Origin of the sequence: Sodalis sp. dw_96, from assembly GCF_018449575.1 — a bacterium.
Classification (GTDB): Bacteria; Pseudomonadota; Gammaproteobacteria; order Enterobacterales; family Enterobacteriaceae; genus Acerihabitans.
In genome coordinates this window covers 192615-208599 of sequence record NZ_JAAVUT010000003.1, presented here as the reverse complement: position 1 = coordinate 208599, position 15985 = coordinate 192615, and the positions used below count along the sequence as shown (strand labels likewise).

Sequence of the window (15985 nt, the reverse complement as noted above, 5' to 3'; positions counted from 1 at the left end):
ATGAAGCTGCTCCCTTTAACCGTCATGCTGTTACTGGCCGGCTGCCTGAACGGTTGTATGGTAGGGCCGGATTACCGACGCCCGGCGGTCCAGGCGCCGGCCCAGTTCAAACAGGCGAAAGGCTGGACGCAGGCGGTGCCGCAGGATCAGGCGGACAAAGGAGAGTGGTGGGGGGTCTATCAGGATCCGGTCCTGTCCAGCTTACTGCGCCAGGTGAAAATATCCAATCAAAACGTAGCGCAATACGACGCGCTTTATCGACAGGCTCGGGCATTGAGCGCCGCTTCGCGGGCCAATCTTTATCCTACGGTAACAGGCACCGCCGGCACCACCCGCAGCGGTACCGCCAGTTCCGCCACCACCGCCCACAGTGCCGAGGTCAGCGCCAGCTGGGAGCTGGATATCTGGGGTAAACTGCGCCGCACGCTGGAAGAGAATCAGGCCAACGCACAGGCCAGCGCCGCTGAACTGGCCAATATCACCCTGAGCGCCCAATCTGAACTGGCGCAGGATTATTTTCAGCTGCGGGTGATGGACCAGCAGATCGCCCTCTATCAACAAAGCATCGCGGCGTATGATCGCTACCTCCAGATCATAAACAATAAATACCGTGCCGGCAGCGAGTCTCGCGCTACGCTTGCCCAGGCGCAGACCCAGTTGGAGAGCGCCCGCGCCTCGGCGCTGGATCTGCAATGGCAGCGCGCGCAGTTGGAACACGCCATTGCGGTGTTAATGGGGAAAGCACCGGCGCAATTCAGCCTGCCCGCCGCGCCCCTAACCGCTACCCTGCCGCGCACACCGGTGGAATTGCCGGCGCAACTACTGCAACGGCGGCCGGATATCGCTTATGCGGAGCGAAGCGTCGCGGCGGCCAACGCCGCGATCGGCGTGGCGCAGGCGGCTTATTACCCCGACCTGACCCTGAGCGCCAGCGGAGGTTTTCAAAGTTCGGTGCTGCATAACCTTATTTCCATGCCGAACCGGGTCTGGTCGCTGGGACCGCAGCTGAGCGGCACCCTCTTGGATTTCGGCGCCACCAAGGCCGGCGTGGAACAGGCACAGGCCGCATATGACGCCAGCGTCGCCAGCTATCGGCAATCGGTATTGGATGCGTTCCAGGAAGTGGAAAATTACCTGGTGGAACTCTCGACGCTGGAACAGGAAACCGCCGCGCAGCAGCGCGCCGCCGAGTCGGCCCAGGAGTCCGCACGGGTGACCTACAATCAATACCAGGCCGGCATGATAGATTATCTGGATGTCGCCACGACGCAGAATACCAGCCTTTCACAGCAGCAAAATTTGCTGTCCCTGCGCAGCACGCAGTGGGTGGCCAGCGTTCAGTTGATTGCGGCTCTGGGTGGAGGATGGCATGGGGAAGGAATGCAGCCCTGAATGTCCGGCATTACGCTTCGATGCCGGACAACGGCTTGGTGGGATCACACTGCTTTACCTGTACTGCTTATCTGCACTGCTTATTAACACAACCCCGACAATTCCGCGGCCGTGCCGAGCCGTTTCAGGACGGGTCGGCGGCGTTATGGTCCGCACGTCTTGCCTCAGGCTTCCACCGCAATCCGGGCTTTATCAATACCGGCGCTGGTGAGATCAGGCCAGACGGCCATCAGCGTGGAGACGATATTATCCAGTTCTTCCTGGGTTGCTCCGTCACGAGCCTGCACCGCCATGCCCTGCATGATACACATCAGGTATTTAGCCAGGGTGTGAATATCGGCCGCCGGGGATATATCGCCCTTGACCTGCCGCGCCCGCAGGAAATCCGCCAGCATATTTTCCTGGAAATGATGGCGCGCTCTCAGCATTTGGGCCACATCGTCCGACTGGGAAGAAAGCGCCGCGGAGGTACAGATAAGAAAACAGCCCGACGGCAGGTTTTTATCGGTATAGAGCGCCGCCGTATCGCGCATGAAATCTTCCGTTGCTTCCGACACCGTGCAGTTCGGATTGGTCAGCAGCGCCCTGCCCCGTTCGGCGAATTTCGTCATGTAACGTTCAGCCGCCGCACGGAACAACCCTTCTTTATTGCCGAATTCACCGTACAATGTCGGTGCCTTCGCGCCTGTTGCCTCAACCAAGTCGGCCAGCGAAGTCGCTTCATAGCCATGGCGCCAAAACAACTCAAGCGCCTTGTCCAGCGCATCGTCACGATCGAATTGTTTTGGACGTCCGCGTCCCTTTTTGGCGGACACAACATGATCAGTACTCATAAGGTCCTCTCTTAGCAAAAAATGCCATCACCATATAATTAACGATCATTAAAAAAATTACAACCTGTTTTTGTCATTACGGCAAAAAATGTTAAATTCATTAGAAATGTAACTGTATTACGCCATGCCACAGCCGGATTTTTTTCAACCGGATCCGAACAAACAGGCAAAGCATTAATACGTTTCGTTTACTAAATCAATTATATAGTTATTATATTAATGATCATTAAAATTTTAGTTGATCCCAGTCACATTTACCATTAATATTTTATTATCGAACGTTAATAAACAGTTGAACTAATCTAAAACAGCCCCACCCGCTTGGCTCCGCTTCCTGCCCCGGCCGGACACCTTGTCAACAAACTCCAACAGCCCTTCGGCTGCTTTGTTTATCGGAGTCGACCGCCTTGCCGCAGCGGTGGTGAACCTTCGCCGCGATGACGGCGGAGGCCGGGTGGGCACAGAGAAAACATTCTGGCGGCTAAACTAGAATAAATAACTATAAATCAATATATTAACTTTTAAATTAACGATCATTATATTATTTACTTGATACTCTTTGCCGCTTGTACTACCATTTACTTAGCGAATGTTAATAAATTTACGGCCGGTTGAAAACCATCATTGCCGCCGTGAGGAGCAAGCACCATGAGTAAGATACAATCAGTGAGTTTGGCCATTGTCTTAGGGGTCTTGTCTTTCGGCGGTTTCGCCGCTGAACAGATAACCACCCAGATAGCGGGGCAGGCGCATGCCACGGTTATCAGCGCCGGCTCGGTCCTGTCAACATCGGCGCCCGGCGGTTTGAATGAAAAAGCCGTGCCCGATGGAACCCGTTCCTATCCGATGACCTCTGTTTCCGGACAGCGGAATATGCACAGCACGTCGGTGGTGTATGAATAATGAGCCCCCTAACAAAGTCGGCACATTTTTTATCCGCTTAGCCGGTCTTTCTGAAAAGCGTTTGCGAGAAATTTAGCGAACGCTTTTTTTTTACCGAGTTTCCCTGTATTTTACCGCGCTATTTCGCTAATATAGATTTATCTGAAAAAGCAAAATAATTATTTTAATTTAAGTCTTTTCTTATTTCTAAATAGAGAGTATGTTTAATATATCTTCGAGAAACTCCCTCCTCGTTAATAATCGTAATTTGACACATTTCTAATAACTATTTTTACGGTTACTCTTATTGACCTATTATTCATTAAGGTCAATTATCATGGGGTATGCAATACTTAATTAACTGGAGCTTGCCAATGCGTCGTATTTTAACTTACCTCGGGATTATTATGCTCAGTGTCGCTTTGAGCGGCTGTTTCTGGCCAGGACCGTGGGGTGGCCGCGGCCATGACGGCGGCGGGTATCATCGCCATTATTAATACCGGCCTTTAACACTCTGTAGCGAGAGCTGCGCCCCAAATGCCGTTGCATGACCTGACGTTTGGCGGCGCAGTTTTTTTATATCGTCGCACAAGCTTTGCCGGCGTCGTCAGAATAAAAGGATTCATCCCTACAAGCAGTTTACGTCTCATAATATGTCCTTTGTCTGCCGTTTCAGGCCCACAGCTAAAATCACGGACAGCAATAATCTGCAACAATTTAATATCCGCCATTTTACAGCACTTCACATTGCGCTTTGGCCATTCGAAGCTACCTTTTAAAATAACAGTTTTGTTACATTAGCCGTTATCTTGATCCTCATGACGGGAAACCCTTTGTTTTATTGCCCGAGGGTGAGATCCCCGGGATGTTATCGCCTGCTGCGTTTTTGGAAATTAATCCGCCCGTCGTCGAGCCGATGGCCGTTTTTGATTATTAGAGGTGGCCTGATGAAACAGACACTTTGCACCATTCACTTCGACGGAATGCCACTTACCGGCGAAGCGGATATACCCCTGGTTGACTTCCTAACCGCACAGGGTATTAACCTGCCTCATGTTTGCTATCACCCGGCGCTGGACCCACTCGAAACCTGCGATGTCTGCTGGGTTAAACAGAATAATCGGCTGGTGCGCGGCTGCACCCTGCGCACCGCCGACGGGATGAACATTGTCAGCCAACAGGCCGAGGTTCAGGCTGCCCAGCATGAGGGCATGGATCGCCTGCTGGCGAAACATGAACTTTACTGTACCGTTTGTGAACATAATACCGGCGATTGCACCCTGCACAATACCATGGCGGACATGCATATCCCCATTCAGCACTATAAATACCAACGCAAACCCTACGAAAAAGATCATTCAAATCCCTTTTATACCTACGATCCCGATCAGTGTATTCTGTGCGGCCGCTGCGTAGACGCCTGTCAAAATGTCGAAGTGAATGAAACCCTCACCATCGATTTTAACGCGCCCCATCCAAGGGTGTTATGGGATGGAGGCGAAACCATTGCCGGGTCGAGCTGCGTGAGCTGCGGTCACTGCGTGACGGTCTGCCCCTGCAATGCCCTAATGGAAAAAACCATGCAGCCGGACGCCGGTCCCTTCACCGCCATGTCTCCCGCGCTGAAACGCCCGCTGATCGATATGATCAAAACCATCGAGAACACCACCGGCGCGGAAATCATCACGGGAATTTCCATGATGGACATGCATTGGCGTCAGCCGGAAATCAAGCGGACCAAAACGGTGTGTACCTACTGCGGCGTTGGATGCTCATTCGAAATGTGGACCCGCGATCGGCATATTCTCAAAGTGCAGCCGACAGTGGATGCGCCGGCCAATGGCATTTCCACCTGCATCAAGGGGAAGTTCGGCTGGGATTTCGTCAACAGCGATAAGCGCCTTACCACGCCGCTCATCCGTGAAAACGGTCGCTTCCGGCCGGCCGGCTGGGATGAGGCCCTGACGCTGGTCGCCCGGCGGTTGCTGGATATCCGCAATATACACGGCGCCGACAGCATTGGTTTTATCGGCTCAAGCAAAGGGAGTAACGAAGAAGCCTATTTGACGCAGAAAATCGCCCGCCTGATTATAGGTACCAATAGCGTTGACAACTCATCCCGCTACTGCCAGAACCCGGCGACCCAGGGCTTATTCCGTACCGTGGGATACGGTGGCGACGCGGGCACCATCGCCGACCTCGCAAAAGCCGAGTTGATAATCATCATCGGCAGCAATACCGCTGAAAATCATCCGGTAATCGCCGCCAAAATCAAAGCAGCCCGCAAACATTATGGCCACAAGTTAATCGTGGTGGACCCGCGCAAACATGAAATGGCCGAACGGGCCGATATCTATTTGCGTATCAAATCCAGTACCGATATGGTATGGGCATCCGCCATGGCCCGCTATATGTTCGACCAAGGTTATGCCGATAGGGATTTTCTCGCCACCAAGGTCAATCAGGTGGAAGCCTACCGTGATTCTCTGGCTCCCTTTACCCTGGCGTTCGCCGAACGCATCACCGGTATCCCCCGCCCGCAGCTCATCGATGCAGCCGAGATGATAGGCCGGGCAGAATCCGTCTGTATAATCTGGGCCATGGGCATCACCCAGCATAGCCACGGCGCGGATACCAGCACCGCCTTGTCGAATCTGTTGCTGGTCACCGGCAATTATGGCCGCCCCGGCACCGGCGGCTATCCCATGCGAGGACATAACAATGTTCAGGGGGCGAGCGATTTCGGCTGTTTGAAAGATTATTATCCCGGCTACGAAAAAGTCACCGATCATGAAATCCGCGCAAAATGGGCCAAAGCCTGGGGTGTGGCCCCCGAAAGCTTGTCAGACAAAGCCGGCGACGATAATTTTATGATGGTGCAGCACGCAAAGGATAAAAAAATCAAGGCCATGTATGTGATTGGCGAAGAAACCGCCTTCTCGGACGCCGATGCCGCCAATGTGCACCAGGGTTTCAGCAATCTGGATTTCATGGTGGTGCAGGATCTGTTTATGAGCCGTACCGCCGAATTCGCCGACGTGGTATTGCCCGGTTGTCCCAGCGTGGAAAAAGAGGGAACTTACGTCAATACCGAGCGGCGCATCCAACGCTTTTATGAAGTGATGCCGCCCCTGGGGGAGAGCCGCCCGGACTGGCGGATACTCACCGAGCTGGCGGCGAAAATGGGCCATGACTGGGGGTATACGCATCCCTCTCAGATCATGGCGGAAGCGGCGGGCATCGCCAAGGTCTTCGCCGGAGTGAGCTATGAGCGCTTGGAAGGATGGAAATCCCTCTGCTGGCCGGTGAAGGCGGACGGCACTGATACGCCGTTATTATATACCGACGGCTTCCATACAGAAGACCGCAAGGCCGTCCTCTATCCGCTCACCTGGAAGGAACCGGCGGAGGAACCCGACAGAGAATACGACCTGATGCTCAACAACGGCAGGATGCTGGAGCAATTCCAGTCCACCAATCAGACCGGTCGCGGGCCGCGCATCTGGTCCCTGACACCGAACTGGTTCGTTGAAGTAAGCCCCTCCCTGGCCGCCGAACGCGGCATTGAGGAGGGAACATGGCTGCGGCTCACCTCGCGCCGGGGCTCCCTTGAAGTGCCGGCGGTGATTACCGATAGGGTGCAGGGTTCCACTCTCTTTATTCCCATCCATCAGGGCAAAGACGGCGTGAATGCGCTGACCGGGGAACACCACGATCCCGATGTGAACACTCCCGCCTATAAAGAGCTGGCGATCAAAGCGGAAATATTGCCGAAAGAAAAATGTCCGTCGCCGATACCCAGGCATAATTTCCGCTTCGGCAATCGCACGCCAATCCATAAAGTCCCCGTGGAAGTGAAATGGGCGCGGGAAGATTATGTGTCGCCCCCGGGGCAAGAACCCTATCCGGAGAAATTTTAAATGGCCAAACCTATCAGTTATGCGGTTGAACCGCCTAAAATCGGATCGGATGCCCATGAAGAGCTGGAGCGACTGCTGCAAACCCTGCATGAACACGGCATTCTGCGCTTTGCCAACGATCTGGCGGCGGCCAATAATCAGGTGGCCCAAGTGCTTGTAAACGGGCTTAACCGTGAGGGATCGCTGAATGCCATACAAAATCTGTCAATACTGATGATGGCCCTCTCCACCTTTCCCCCCGGCCAGTTCTATAAATTGGTGTTCGCGGTGCGCGATATGCTCGATACCCTCGGCCGCGACCGCGGGGAGAGCGAGGCGGACCGCGAGCCGCCGGGCGTGCGAGGGCTGTATAAAATGCTCAATGACGAGGCCTTCTGGCGAACCGTCACCCCGTTTATCGAAGGGCTGAAGGCCTTTAACCGCCGTATGGATGAGTCGGTGGATAAGCCGATTTCATCCTTCAGCGGCAAGCCCAGCGACGCCTGATGCCTGGGACGTCCGTCATGAACGGCATCAGGCCGGACCGGAGTCACGTCTGATGACCGCTGATTCCCTGCTCGTCATCGCCAGGTCTCAATTTGCCTTTACCATCGGTTTTCATATCGTTCTGGCCGCGTTTACCATCGGACTGGCCCATTTCCTGATGGTCATCGAGGGGCTCTGGCTCTGGAGCCGGCGTCCGGCGTACCTTGATCTTTACCATTTTTGGCTCAAGATTTTCGCGCTGAATGTGGCTGTGGGGGTGGTTTCCGGCGTCATCATGGAATTTGAGTTCGGTACCAACTGGGGGACATTCTCCACCCGCGCCGGCGCAATTATCGGTCCGCTGATGTTTTATGAAGTGCTGGTGGCGTTTTTCCTGGAAGCGGGCTTTATGGGCATCATGCTATTTGGCATGGGTAAAGTCGGGGCCAAACTGCATTTTTTTACCACCTGCATGGTGGCTCTGGGTTCCCTGTTCAGCGCGTTCTGGATTTTGTCGGCCAATTCCTGGATGCAAACCCCGGCCGGGATTTCTCTGGGCGCCGATGGACGCTTTCAGCCGGAGGCCTGGCTGGATATTATCTATAATCCCTCGTTTATCTACCGCCTGGCGCATATGCTGCTGGCGGCATTTTTAGGCACCGCTTGCATGGTTGCCGCCACGGGAGCTTGGCACCTGCTGCGCGATCACCGAAACCCGGGGGCACGCATCATGTATTCTCTGGCGCTTTGGATCTTGACCATCGCCGGACCGCTGCAAATCATTGCCGGCGATTTGCATGGGGAAAATACCCTGCGCTATCAGCCGCAAAAGGTCGCGGCCATGGAGGGTGATTGGCAAAGGCCGCCGCCGGGGGCCGGCGAACCGATGCGGCTGTTCGCCGTGCCGGATACCGCCCGGGGGCGTAACCGATTGGAGCTGTCCATTCCCCGCGTCGGCTCCCTTTATTTACGTCATAACCTGACCGGCACCATTACCAGCCTGAATGAATTCCCCCGCCGGGACATCCCTTCCGTACCGCTGGTCTTTTTCGCGTTTCGCCTGATGGTGGGACTCGGACTGCTGTTGACCGCCGCTGGCATCTGCGCACTGGTGGTACGCTGCCGCCGTCATCTCTGGCGGGCGCGCTGGCTGCAATGGTTTATGCTGGCCCTGGCGCCGGCGGGGTTTGTCGCCATGCTCGCCGGCTGGGTCGTCACCGAAACCGGCAGGCAGCCGTTTATGGTCTACGGTCTGGTGCGCACAGGAGAAAGTCTTTCGCCGGTATCGCCACCGTTGGTGCTGTTTTCCAGCGCCGCGCTGGCGGTGGTTTATTTGGGCGTGTTCGGTACCGGTATGGTCTATATGCTGCGCCTGCTGAGGCGTCCGCCGCAGCCTGGCGAGCAGGGGCCGGTTCCTTCTCTTGCCCGGCAAACCGCGCCGGAGCGCAATGACGGGCAAAAACAACCTGGGGAGGACCTATAGTGGATTGGGGAATATCGGCTGGGCACATTCAACTATTGGCGGCCGCCGCGCTGGCCTTCAGCATGCTGATTTATGCCCTGCTGGACGGCACCGATTTGGGCACCGGCATGTTATATGCCTTTCATCGGCGCGAGGAAGATCGCCATGTCATGACCCTGACGCTGCTGCCGGTGTGGGACGGTAACGAAACCTGGCTGGTCTTGGCAGGCGGCGGCATGCTGGCTCTGTTTCCCGCCGCCTACAGTATTTTTTTCAGCGCGCTATATGTGCCTGCGTTTGCAATGCTGCTGGCGCTGGTCTTGCGCGGTATGTCCATTGAATACCGCGATCATGCCCGGTTGGAACGCCGTAGGCTATTGGACACCATGCTAATGGGCGGTTCGGCCGTGGCGGCCTGCGCCCAGGGCGTTATGATGGGAGCCTTAATCCAGGGCATACCCAATGACGGGACACATTATACCGGCAACAGCTGGGAATGGTTCTCCGTTTTCCCGTTTTTTTGCGGTCTGGCGCTGATGTCCGGCTATACGCTGCTGGGAACCTGTTGGCTGATTTGGCGTACCGAACAGAGCCTGCAGGCACGGGCGCGGCGCCGCGGGCTGATGTTGGGGGCGGTAACGCTGGTATCGGTAATCGTTCTGGTGTTATGGACCGGCGCGCTGCATCCGGTCTACCGCGCCCATTTGCAGCAGTTGCGATTCACACTGCCCCTCGGGGCCGTTCTGTTGATATGCGCCATTGGATTTTGCCGGTTGCTGCACAGCCGCGTTTCCATGCTGCCTCTGTGCATGGCGTTGGGGGGCGTAATGGCGTCTTTCGGTCTGCTGCTGCTGGCGCTCTATCCGGCGGTAATTCCGCCGGGGCTGCTCATCCCCCAGGCCTCCGCGCCGGCGCGGAGCCAGGGATTCATGCTGACCGGGTTCGCCCTATTGATTCCGGTCACACTTGCGTACAACACCTACGGCTTTTGGGTATTTCGCGGCAAGGTCCGCTTTTCCCGCAGGGCATCGGCGCGGCTTTCCAAACCGAAATAGAGCACAATCGCCAGGAGCAGCGGCGCGATAAAATAGATGGCGCGATAGGCCAGCAGGGCGGCGATAATGGCGCCGTGACTAAGATGTCCACCCCCGAGCATGGCGACGAACACCGCTTCCAGCACCCCGATGCCCGCCGGAATGTGCACAATCACCCCGGCAATACTGCTCACCAGCAGCACGCCGAGCACCAGCGGGAAATCCGCATTATCATTGAGCAGGATAAAGATAATCGCCGCCATCACCAACCAATTGGTGCAGGAGGCCAGCAGTTGGGCGCCGGCCATACGTAGCGACGGCAGCACCAGCTTCTGGCCCTTAATGGTCCAGCGGCGGCGTTTGGCGAATGCGCAGCACCACAGATAGGCGGCGATAAACAGCAATAAGCCGATGCCGATCAGCCGCAAGGCAAGATCGCTGATATCCCATTTGCCCGGCAGTTTTATCACGCCGAACGCGCAGACCACGCCGGACAACAGAATATACCCCAGCCAGTTGGTGGCGAGGCTCAGGCTGAATATCCGGGTGATGGCGCTGTTGGATAGCCCGAGGCGGGAATAGAGCCGGTAACGCATGCCGATGCCGCCGACCCAGGTGCTCAGGGTCAACGTAAAGGCATAACAGATAAATGAAACCAGCATGACCCGCGACACCGCCAATTTGTGCCCGCAATAAGCGCGGCCGATGAGATCGTAAATGCCGTACAGCAGGTAGCTGACCACCACCAATCCCACCACCATCAGCACCGTGCGTTGGCTGTAATGGGTAATGGCGTGGGCGACGTCGCCCCAATCCACCTTGCGGGCATACACGACCAGTAAAACCGCCACGGCGATAAAAAACAGCAGCGTCAGGATTTTTTTTAACACCGGCCGGCGCCGGCGTGTTTTTTCCGGCTGTGCCCGGTGCCGGCGGTAAGAGCCGTTATACTTCACGGCTTGGCGCCCTCGTTTTCAGGTTCGGCCCGGTCTTGGGTCTCAATTTCCGGCTGCACCGGGGGCGGCACCAGGGATAATTTCGGCGTATGGGCCGGAAGCCAGCCGATCCAGGCCGGAAAGTGCCGCAGGAAATGGAACACCACTACGCTTTTCGCCAAATGCCAGTAGGTCTGTTTCGGCACCTGGCTCTCATCGATAAGCTGGCAATCCTCCGCTATCAGCCGGTTGAGTTTGTCACGCAGCAAACCATTGAACCGGCTGTCGTGAATCATCACGTTAGCTTCCAGATTCAGCGACAGGCTCAGGGGATCGAGATTACTGGAACCGACGGTGGACCAGTAGTCGTCCTTGACGGCGACTTTGCCGTGTAGGGGACGGCGGCGATATTCATAAATCATCACCCCTTCCGGCACCAGGTAGTTGTAAAGCATGCGCGCGCCCACCTTCACGATGGGCATGTCCGGCTCTCCCTGAACGATCAATTTCACCCGAACCCCGCGCCGCGCCGCGTTACGCATCTCCTTGAGCAGGCGGTAGCCGGGGAAAAAATAGGCATTGGCGATGATCACATCCTGCTTGGCGGTACGCAGCATATCGAGATAATGCCGTTCAATATCGGTATCGTGTTCGTCGTTATCTCGAAAGACGAACAGCGCCTGGGCCTCGCCGGGCTGGCGGTTATAGGCCGGCAGTTTTGAGCGGCGGCCCCACCAGTTGCGCTGCCGGGCCTCGCTGTACAGCGTTTCCAGGGTGTAGCGGTGGATATCCGCCACCACCGGCCCTTCCAGCTCCACCGCATAATCCTGTTTCGCCTGCGCACCGTAATCGCTGTAATGCTCGGCGGAAAAGTTGATCCCGCCGATAAAGGCAATGCGCCCGTCCACCACCACCGTTTTACGGTGCAGGCGGCGAAACATATTGGTACGCATCCCCATAAAGGCCGGGCGGGGATCAAAAAAGCGAAAACGAATCCCGGCGGTGGTCATGGCGGCGATATATCCTTCGGAAAGATTCGCCGAACCGTAACCGTCCACCATCACCTCCACCTTTACGCCGCGCTGCGCCGCGGCAATGAGATTCTCTTGCAGGGCCAGACCGACCTTATCCTCAAACAGGATAAAGGTCTCCAGCAGCACTTCCGTTTCCGCCCGGCCGATTCTGTCATAAAGCCGCGGGAAAAATTCTTCGCCGTTTTCCAATAAAGTTATTTTATTGCCCTCACGCCATTCCATATTCATAGCAAAATCTCCACCGCCAGGGGGGCGTGATCGGATAAATGCGACCAGGGCTGATTGGCCAGGGAGGTGGGCCGGCTGATGCGGGCATTACGGACATAGATGCGGTCCAGGCGCAATACCGGGAAACGGGCGGGAAACGTCTTGGCCGGACGACCGTAAGCTTTGGTGAACACCTCTTCCAGACCGGCCTCCCGTCCGAGCAGGCCATTGGCCTGTTGACGCCAGTCGTTGAAATCACCGGCCAGCACCATCGGCGCGTGCACGGGCAGCGAGGCGATATGTTGGCTTATCAGCAGCATCTGCTCACGGCGATGCCGCTCTTTCAGTCCTAAATGCACGCACATCATATGCAGCGGCACATCCCGGCCCGGCACCTGGAGGATGCAATGCAGCATGCCGCGCTTCTCGCTGCCCTCGACCGACAGGTCCAGATTACGGTAACTTGCAATGGGAAAGCGGGAAAGCAGGGCATTGCCGTGGTCACCGTCGGCATAGACCGCGTTGCGCCCATAGGCGAAGTTCGCCCATAGGGTATCCGCCAGAAATTCATACTGCGGCACTATCGGCCAATTTTCAAAACGCCGGGAATGTTTCTCATTGGCTCCCAAGACCTCTTGTAAAAAAACGATATCGGGACTGACGGTACGTACCGCTTCGCGCAGCTCCGGCAGAATAAACCGCCGGTTAAACGCGGCAAAGCCTTTATGGGTATTAATGGTCAATACTTTGAAGGAGAATCCCTGCTCCGCCGGCGTCATGCTCACCGTTTCTTTTTTCTCTACTTGGACGTTCGTTCGAAGCATGTTGTCAAACCCCTGAGTTATCCTTTGGCAAAAGCTCGCCGCTTCCGATGACGGCAGGCGAAAAGTACAAGGCTGGCTTGAACCGCAAATGTTAAGGCGCGGAGCTTAACGGCTTATGCCGCGAAACCTGGCGGCGAAATGGGTGAAAACCTTCATGGCGAGGATTCCACATTTTATTGAATTTTATGATCATGCTTATTATCGTAGCCATCCAGGGGCAACTCCGCCAATGAGGATCGCCTGCGAAGACGTCGCCGCCCTCTTTACAGCTAATATCCAAACCTGGTTATCTGATTAATAACGCTTACTTTTACCGGCACGATCGCCATCAGGAAAGCCACGGAGGCAGAGACAAATAGCGACAGATAAAGTTATAAAAATATATTTCGGGTTACTCTTTGTTACCCATTGAAGATAAATAACATCTTTTAACCCACCGGCGTCATAGCCCTTTTCCACATCCGTCAGCGGGTGGACCGTACACCCTTGCGGAGACAGGGAATTTTCATTAGCCTGCATTATCGCAGCCATTGGCCGGAGAAATGGAATGTCCGAACAAAGCGCCCCGGCGCTGAAAGAGATTTTCAATGCACAGCGGCTTGAATTTATCGCCGCGCAAACCGCATCCGTCCACGGCGATTTCGATACGGCGCGTTTCTTGTCCGCCGCCGCCGCGGGTCTGGAGGGGTTATCGCTTATGGCGCGATTGCGCCGGGTCAGTATGTGTCTTCATGACGGCCTGCCGGCCGAATTCCCCGTTGCGCTGGCGATCCTTAAGCGTCTCGCGCCACGGCTGGATAAGGGCTTCGTTACCCTGATTTTACCGGAATACGTCGCCATGTACGGTCTGGAAGATTATGACCTGTCCATGGAGGCGCTGCGATTCTTTACGCCCTTCGGCTCGTCGGAATTCGCGGTGAGGCACTTCCTGCGCCAGGATCTGCCGCGAGGGCTGGCGCTGCTGGAAACCTGGTCGCGGGATGAGAACGAACATGTCCGGCGGCTTTCCAGCGAAGGCAGCCGCCCGCGTTTGCCCTGGTCCTTTCGGCTGGAAGCGCTGCGGGCGGATCCCTCGCCGGTGCTCGGCATCCTGAACGGCCTGCGCGCCGATCCCAGCCTTTACGTACGTAAATCCGTGGCAAATCATCTTAATGATATCACCAAGGATCATCCTGATTGGGTCATGGACTTACTGGCGGGCTGGCCGCTGGATAATCCCTCTTGCGCCTGGATCGCCCGACATGCCTTGCGTACCTTGATCAAGCAGGGAGATCGGCGCGCGCTGGGGCTGGTGGGGGCCGGTAACGCGGCGCAGGTCAGCGTCGAGGCCTTCACGGTCACCCCGGCGGCGGTAGCGCTGGGGGAACCGATAGCACTGGCTTTCAGCCTGCGCTCCACCTCGGCGCTGCCGCAGCGGCTGGTTATCGACTATGCCGTGCATTACGTCAAAAAATCCGGCGTGACCTCGGCCAAGGTGTTCAAGCTCAAGACACTGACGCTGGCCGCCCATGAAACGGTTGCCATAACCCGCAGCCAGACGATCCAAAACTTCACCACCCGGGTGCACTACCCCGGTAAACATGTGGTGGAAATCTTTATCAACGGCGAGTGCCTGGAGCGGGGCGCCTTTGTGATCCGCTGAACCGGAGGGGGCGCTCCCTGTCCTGACGCGCGGCGACAAACCGGAATGCGGCCTGCGGATAAGCCGTCATATGGCGCTGCGACAAACCGGAATGCGGCCTGTGGATGAGCGTCATATGGCGCTCATCCAGTCGGCCGCGAGGGATGCCGCCACCGCCATCACGTTGGCCGGCGGCTGGTGCAGCTGAATCTGCCGGGCCATATAGCGCATATAGGGATCCATATGGCTGAAGATGGCTTTATAACCGGCGCACAGATGGTTATGCCAATGGTTTTCCACCTGAAGAATCCGGTGTTTCGGACAGCCGCCGCGGCAGGCGAACCGATATTCACACCGCTGGCAAACCGGGGGAAGTAAGGCTTTTTGCATGCCGAACTGCTTCTGCTTTTTGCCGTAGACCATCTGGTCGAGCCGGTCCCGTTTGATATTGCCCAGGCGATGCTCGGGAAAGACGAAATGGTCGCAGCTGTAGATATCGCCGTTCTGCTCCACCACCAGCCCATAACCGCAGGTGGGCTGCATAATGCACAGGCTGGGTTTTTCGCCGGCCCAGGCCGCCAGGGCGTTATCAAACAGCTGGACATACACCCGGCCCACATCGTGCCTGACCCAATAATCAAAAATGGCGTTGATAAACCGGCCGTACTGCTCGCCGCTCACCGACCATGGCGTCAGGGCCCGGTCCCCGGAGGTTTGAGGATGAATCAACTCTCCGGCCGTAAGGGACGCGGGCCGCTGCTCCACCACCGGAATAAACTGGACAAACCGCGCCCCCAGCTCCCGTGTCAGAAACAGGTAGATCTCCAGCGGGGCCTCGGCGGTGTCATGGTTCACCACCGTCAGGATATTGAACTCCACCCGGTATTTTTTCAGCAGCGTAATGGCGTTGAGAACCCGGTCAAATACCGATTTCCCGGCGGAAGTTTTACGATAGAGATCGTGCAGGGGCGCCGGACCATCCACCGAGATACCCACCAGGAAGCCATTGTCCGCCAGAAAGCGCGCCCACTGCTCGTTTATCAATACGCCGTTGGTCTGGATACTGTTATGGATGATTTTACCGTCGGCATAGTGTTGCTGACAGTCCAGCACCCGCTGGTAAAACTCCAGTCCCGCCAGGGTCGGCTCCCCGCCCTGCCAGGAAAACTCCACCTCTTGGGTGGGGCTGCACTGGATATACTGGCGAATATAGGACGACAGCACCTCATCGTCCATGTGCCGCCGGGGCTGCTTGGCTTTCAAGGTGCCCTGCTCTTTCTCCAGATAAAAACAGTACTCACAGGCTAAATTGCATTGATAGCTGGTGGGCTTGGCCATCAAATGAAAAGGACGCTGCATAACCTCTCCGGGTAAAC

Annotated in this window: 13 protein-coding genes; 7 read left to right on the top strand and 6 right to left on the bottom strand. The window is 56.3% G+C overall.

Translation table 11 applies throughout. The features are described from left to right. Positions 1–1392, top strand: a complete 1392-nt coding sequence (locus HB631_RS06345; RefSeq protein ID WP_213990552.1) for an efflux transporter outer membrane subunit — start codon at positions 1–3, stop codon at positions 1390–1392. Between the two features lie 164 nt (positions 1393–1556). Here HB631_RS06345 and HB631_RS06340 read toward each other — a convergent pair whose 3' ends face one another. Continuing rightward, the gene (locus HB631_RS06340; RefSeq protein ID WP_213990310.1) at positions 1557–2225 is read right to left on the bottom strand and encodes a TetR/AcrR family transcriptional regulator; all 669 of its coding nucleotides are present in this window, start codon (positions 2223–2225) and stop codon (positions 1557–1559) included. Between the two features lie 648 nt (positions 2226–2873). Between HB631_RS06340 and HB631_RS06335 the strand changes: the two genes are divergently transcribed. The 5 genes from HB631_RS06335 (at position 2874) to cydB (ending at position 10009) form a co-directional block, all read left to right on the top strand. After that, a complete protein-coding gene (locus HB631_RS06335) occupies positions 2874–3128 on the top strand; it encodes a hypothetical protein (protein ID WP_213990309.1) in 255 nt (84 codons plus the stop codon). A 926-nt stretch (positions 3129–4054) separates the two neighbouring features. Next, on the top strand, positions 4055–7027 hold the full coding sequence (gene fdhF, locus HB631_RS06330; RefSeq protein WP_213990308.1) for a formate dehydrogenase subunit alpha: 2973 nt from the start codon (positions 4055–4057) through the stop codon (positions 7025–7027). Then, a complete protein-coding gene (locus tag HB631_RS06325) occupies positions 7028–7513 on the top strand; it encodes a DUF1641 domain-containing protein (protein WP_213990307.1) in 486 nt (161 codons plus the stop codon). Positions 7514–7562: 49 nt separating this feature from the next. After that, positions 7563–8975 carry a cytochrome ubiquinol oxidase subunit I gene (locus tag HB631_RS06320; RefSeq protein ID WP_213990551.1) on the top strand — a complete coding sequence of 471 codons (1413 nt, stop codon included), beginning with the start codon at positions 7563–7565 and terminating at the stop codon, positions 8973–8975. After that, positions 8975–10009 carry a cytochrome d ubiquinol oxidase subunit II gene (gene cydB, locus HB631_RS06315; RefSeq protein ID WP_345945694.1) on the top strand — a complete coding sequence of 345 codons (1035 nt, stop codon included), beginning with the start codon at positions 8975–8977 and terminating at the stop codon, positions 10007–10009. Before HB631_RS06320 ends, cydB begins: the two co-directional genes overlap by 1 nt. Here the strand turns inward: cydB and HB631_RS06310 are convergent. From HB631_RS06310 to HB631_RS06295, 4 genes are all read right to left on the bottom strand, one after another. After that, the gene (locus HB631_RS06310) at positions 9934–10878 is read right to left on the bottom strand and encodes a lysylphosphatidylglycerol synthase domain-containing protein (protein ID WP_213990550.1); all 945 of its coding nucleotides are present in this window, start codon (positions 10876–10878) and stop codon (positions 9934–9936) included. The genes cydB and HB631_RS06310 overlap by 76 nt on opposite strands. Before the next feature lie 62 nt (positions 10879–10940). Continuing rightward, the gene (gene clsB, locus HB631_RS06305; protein WP_213990306.1) at positions 10941–12185 is read right to left on the bottom strand and encodes a cardiolipin synthase ClsB; all 1245 of its coding nucleotides are present in this window, start codon (positions 12183–12185) and stop codon (positions 10941–10943) included. Next, a complete protein-coding gene (locus HB631_RS06300; RefSeq protein ID WP_213990548.1) occupies positions 12182–12943 on the bottom strand; it encodes an endonuclease/exonuclease/phosphatase family protein in 762 nt (253 codons plus the stop codon). Before HB631_RS06300 ends, clsB begins: the two co-directional genes overlap by 4 nt. Positions 12944–13282: 339 nt before the next feature. Next, complete coding sequence (locus HB631_RS06295; protein WP_213990305.1) at positions 13283–13507, bottom strand: hypothetical protein; 225 nt, start codon at positions 13505–13507, stop codon at positions 13283–13285. A gap of 28 nt (positions 13508–13535) precedes the next feature. On the opposite strand from HB631_RS06295, the gene HB631_RS06290 reads away from it, so the two are divergent. Then, positions 13536–14630, top strand: a complete 1095-nt coding sequence (locus HB631_RS06290) for a DNA alkylation repair protein (RefSeq protein ID WP_213990304.1) — start codon at positions 13536–13538, stop codon at positions 14628–14630. A gap of 111 nt (positions 14631–14741) precedes the next feature. On the opposite strand, the gene HB631_RS06285 is transcribed toward HB631_RS06290, so the two are convergent. Beyond that, positions 14742–15968, bottom strand: coding sequence for an anaerobic sulfatase maturase (locus HB631_RS06285; RefSeq protein ID WP_213990303.1), 1227 nt, complete (start codon positions 15966–15968; stop codon positions 14742–14744). Positions 15969–15985 lie beyond the last annotated feature (17 nt).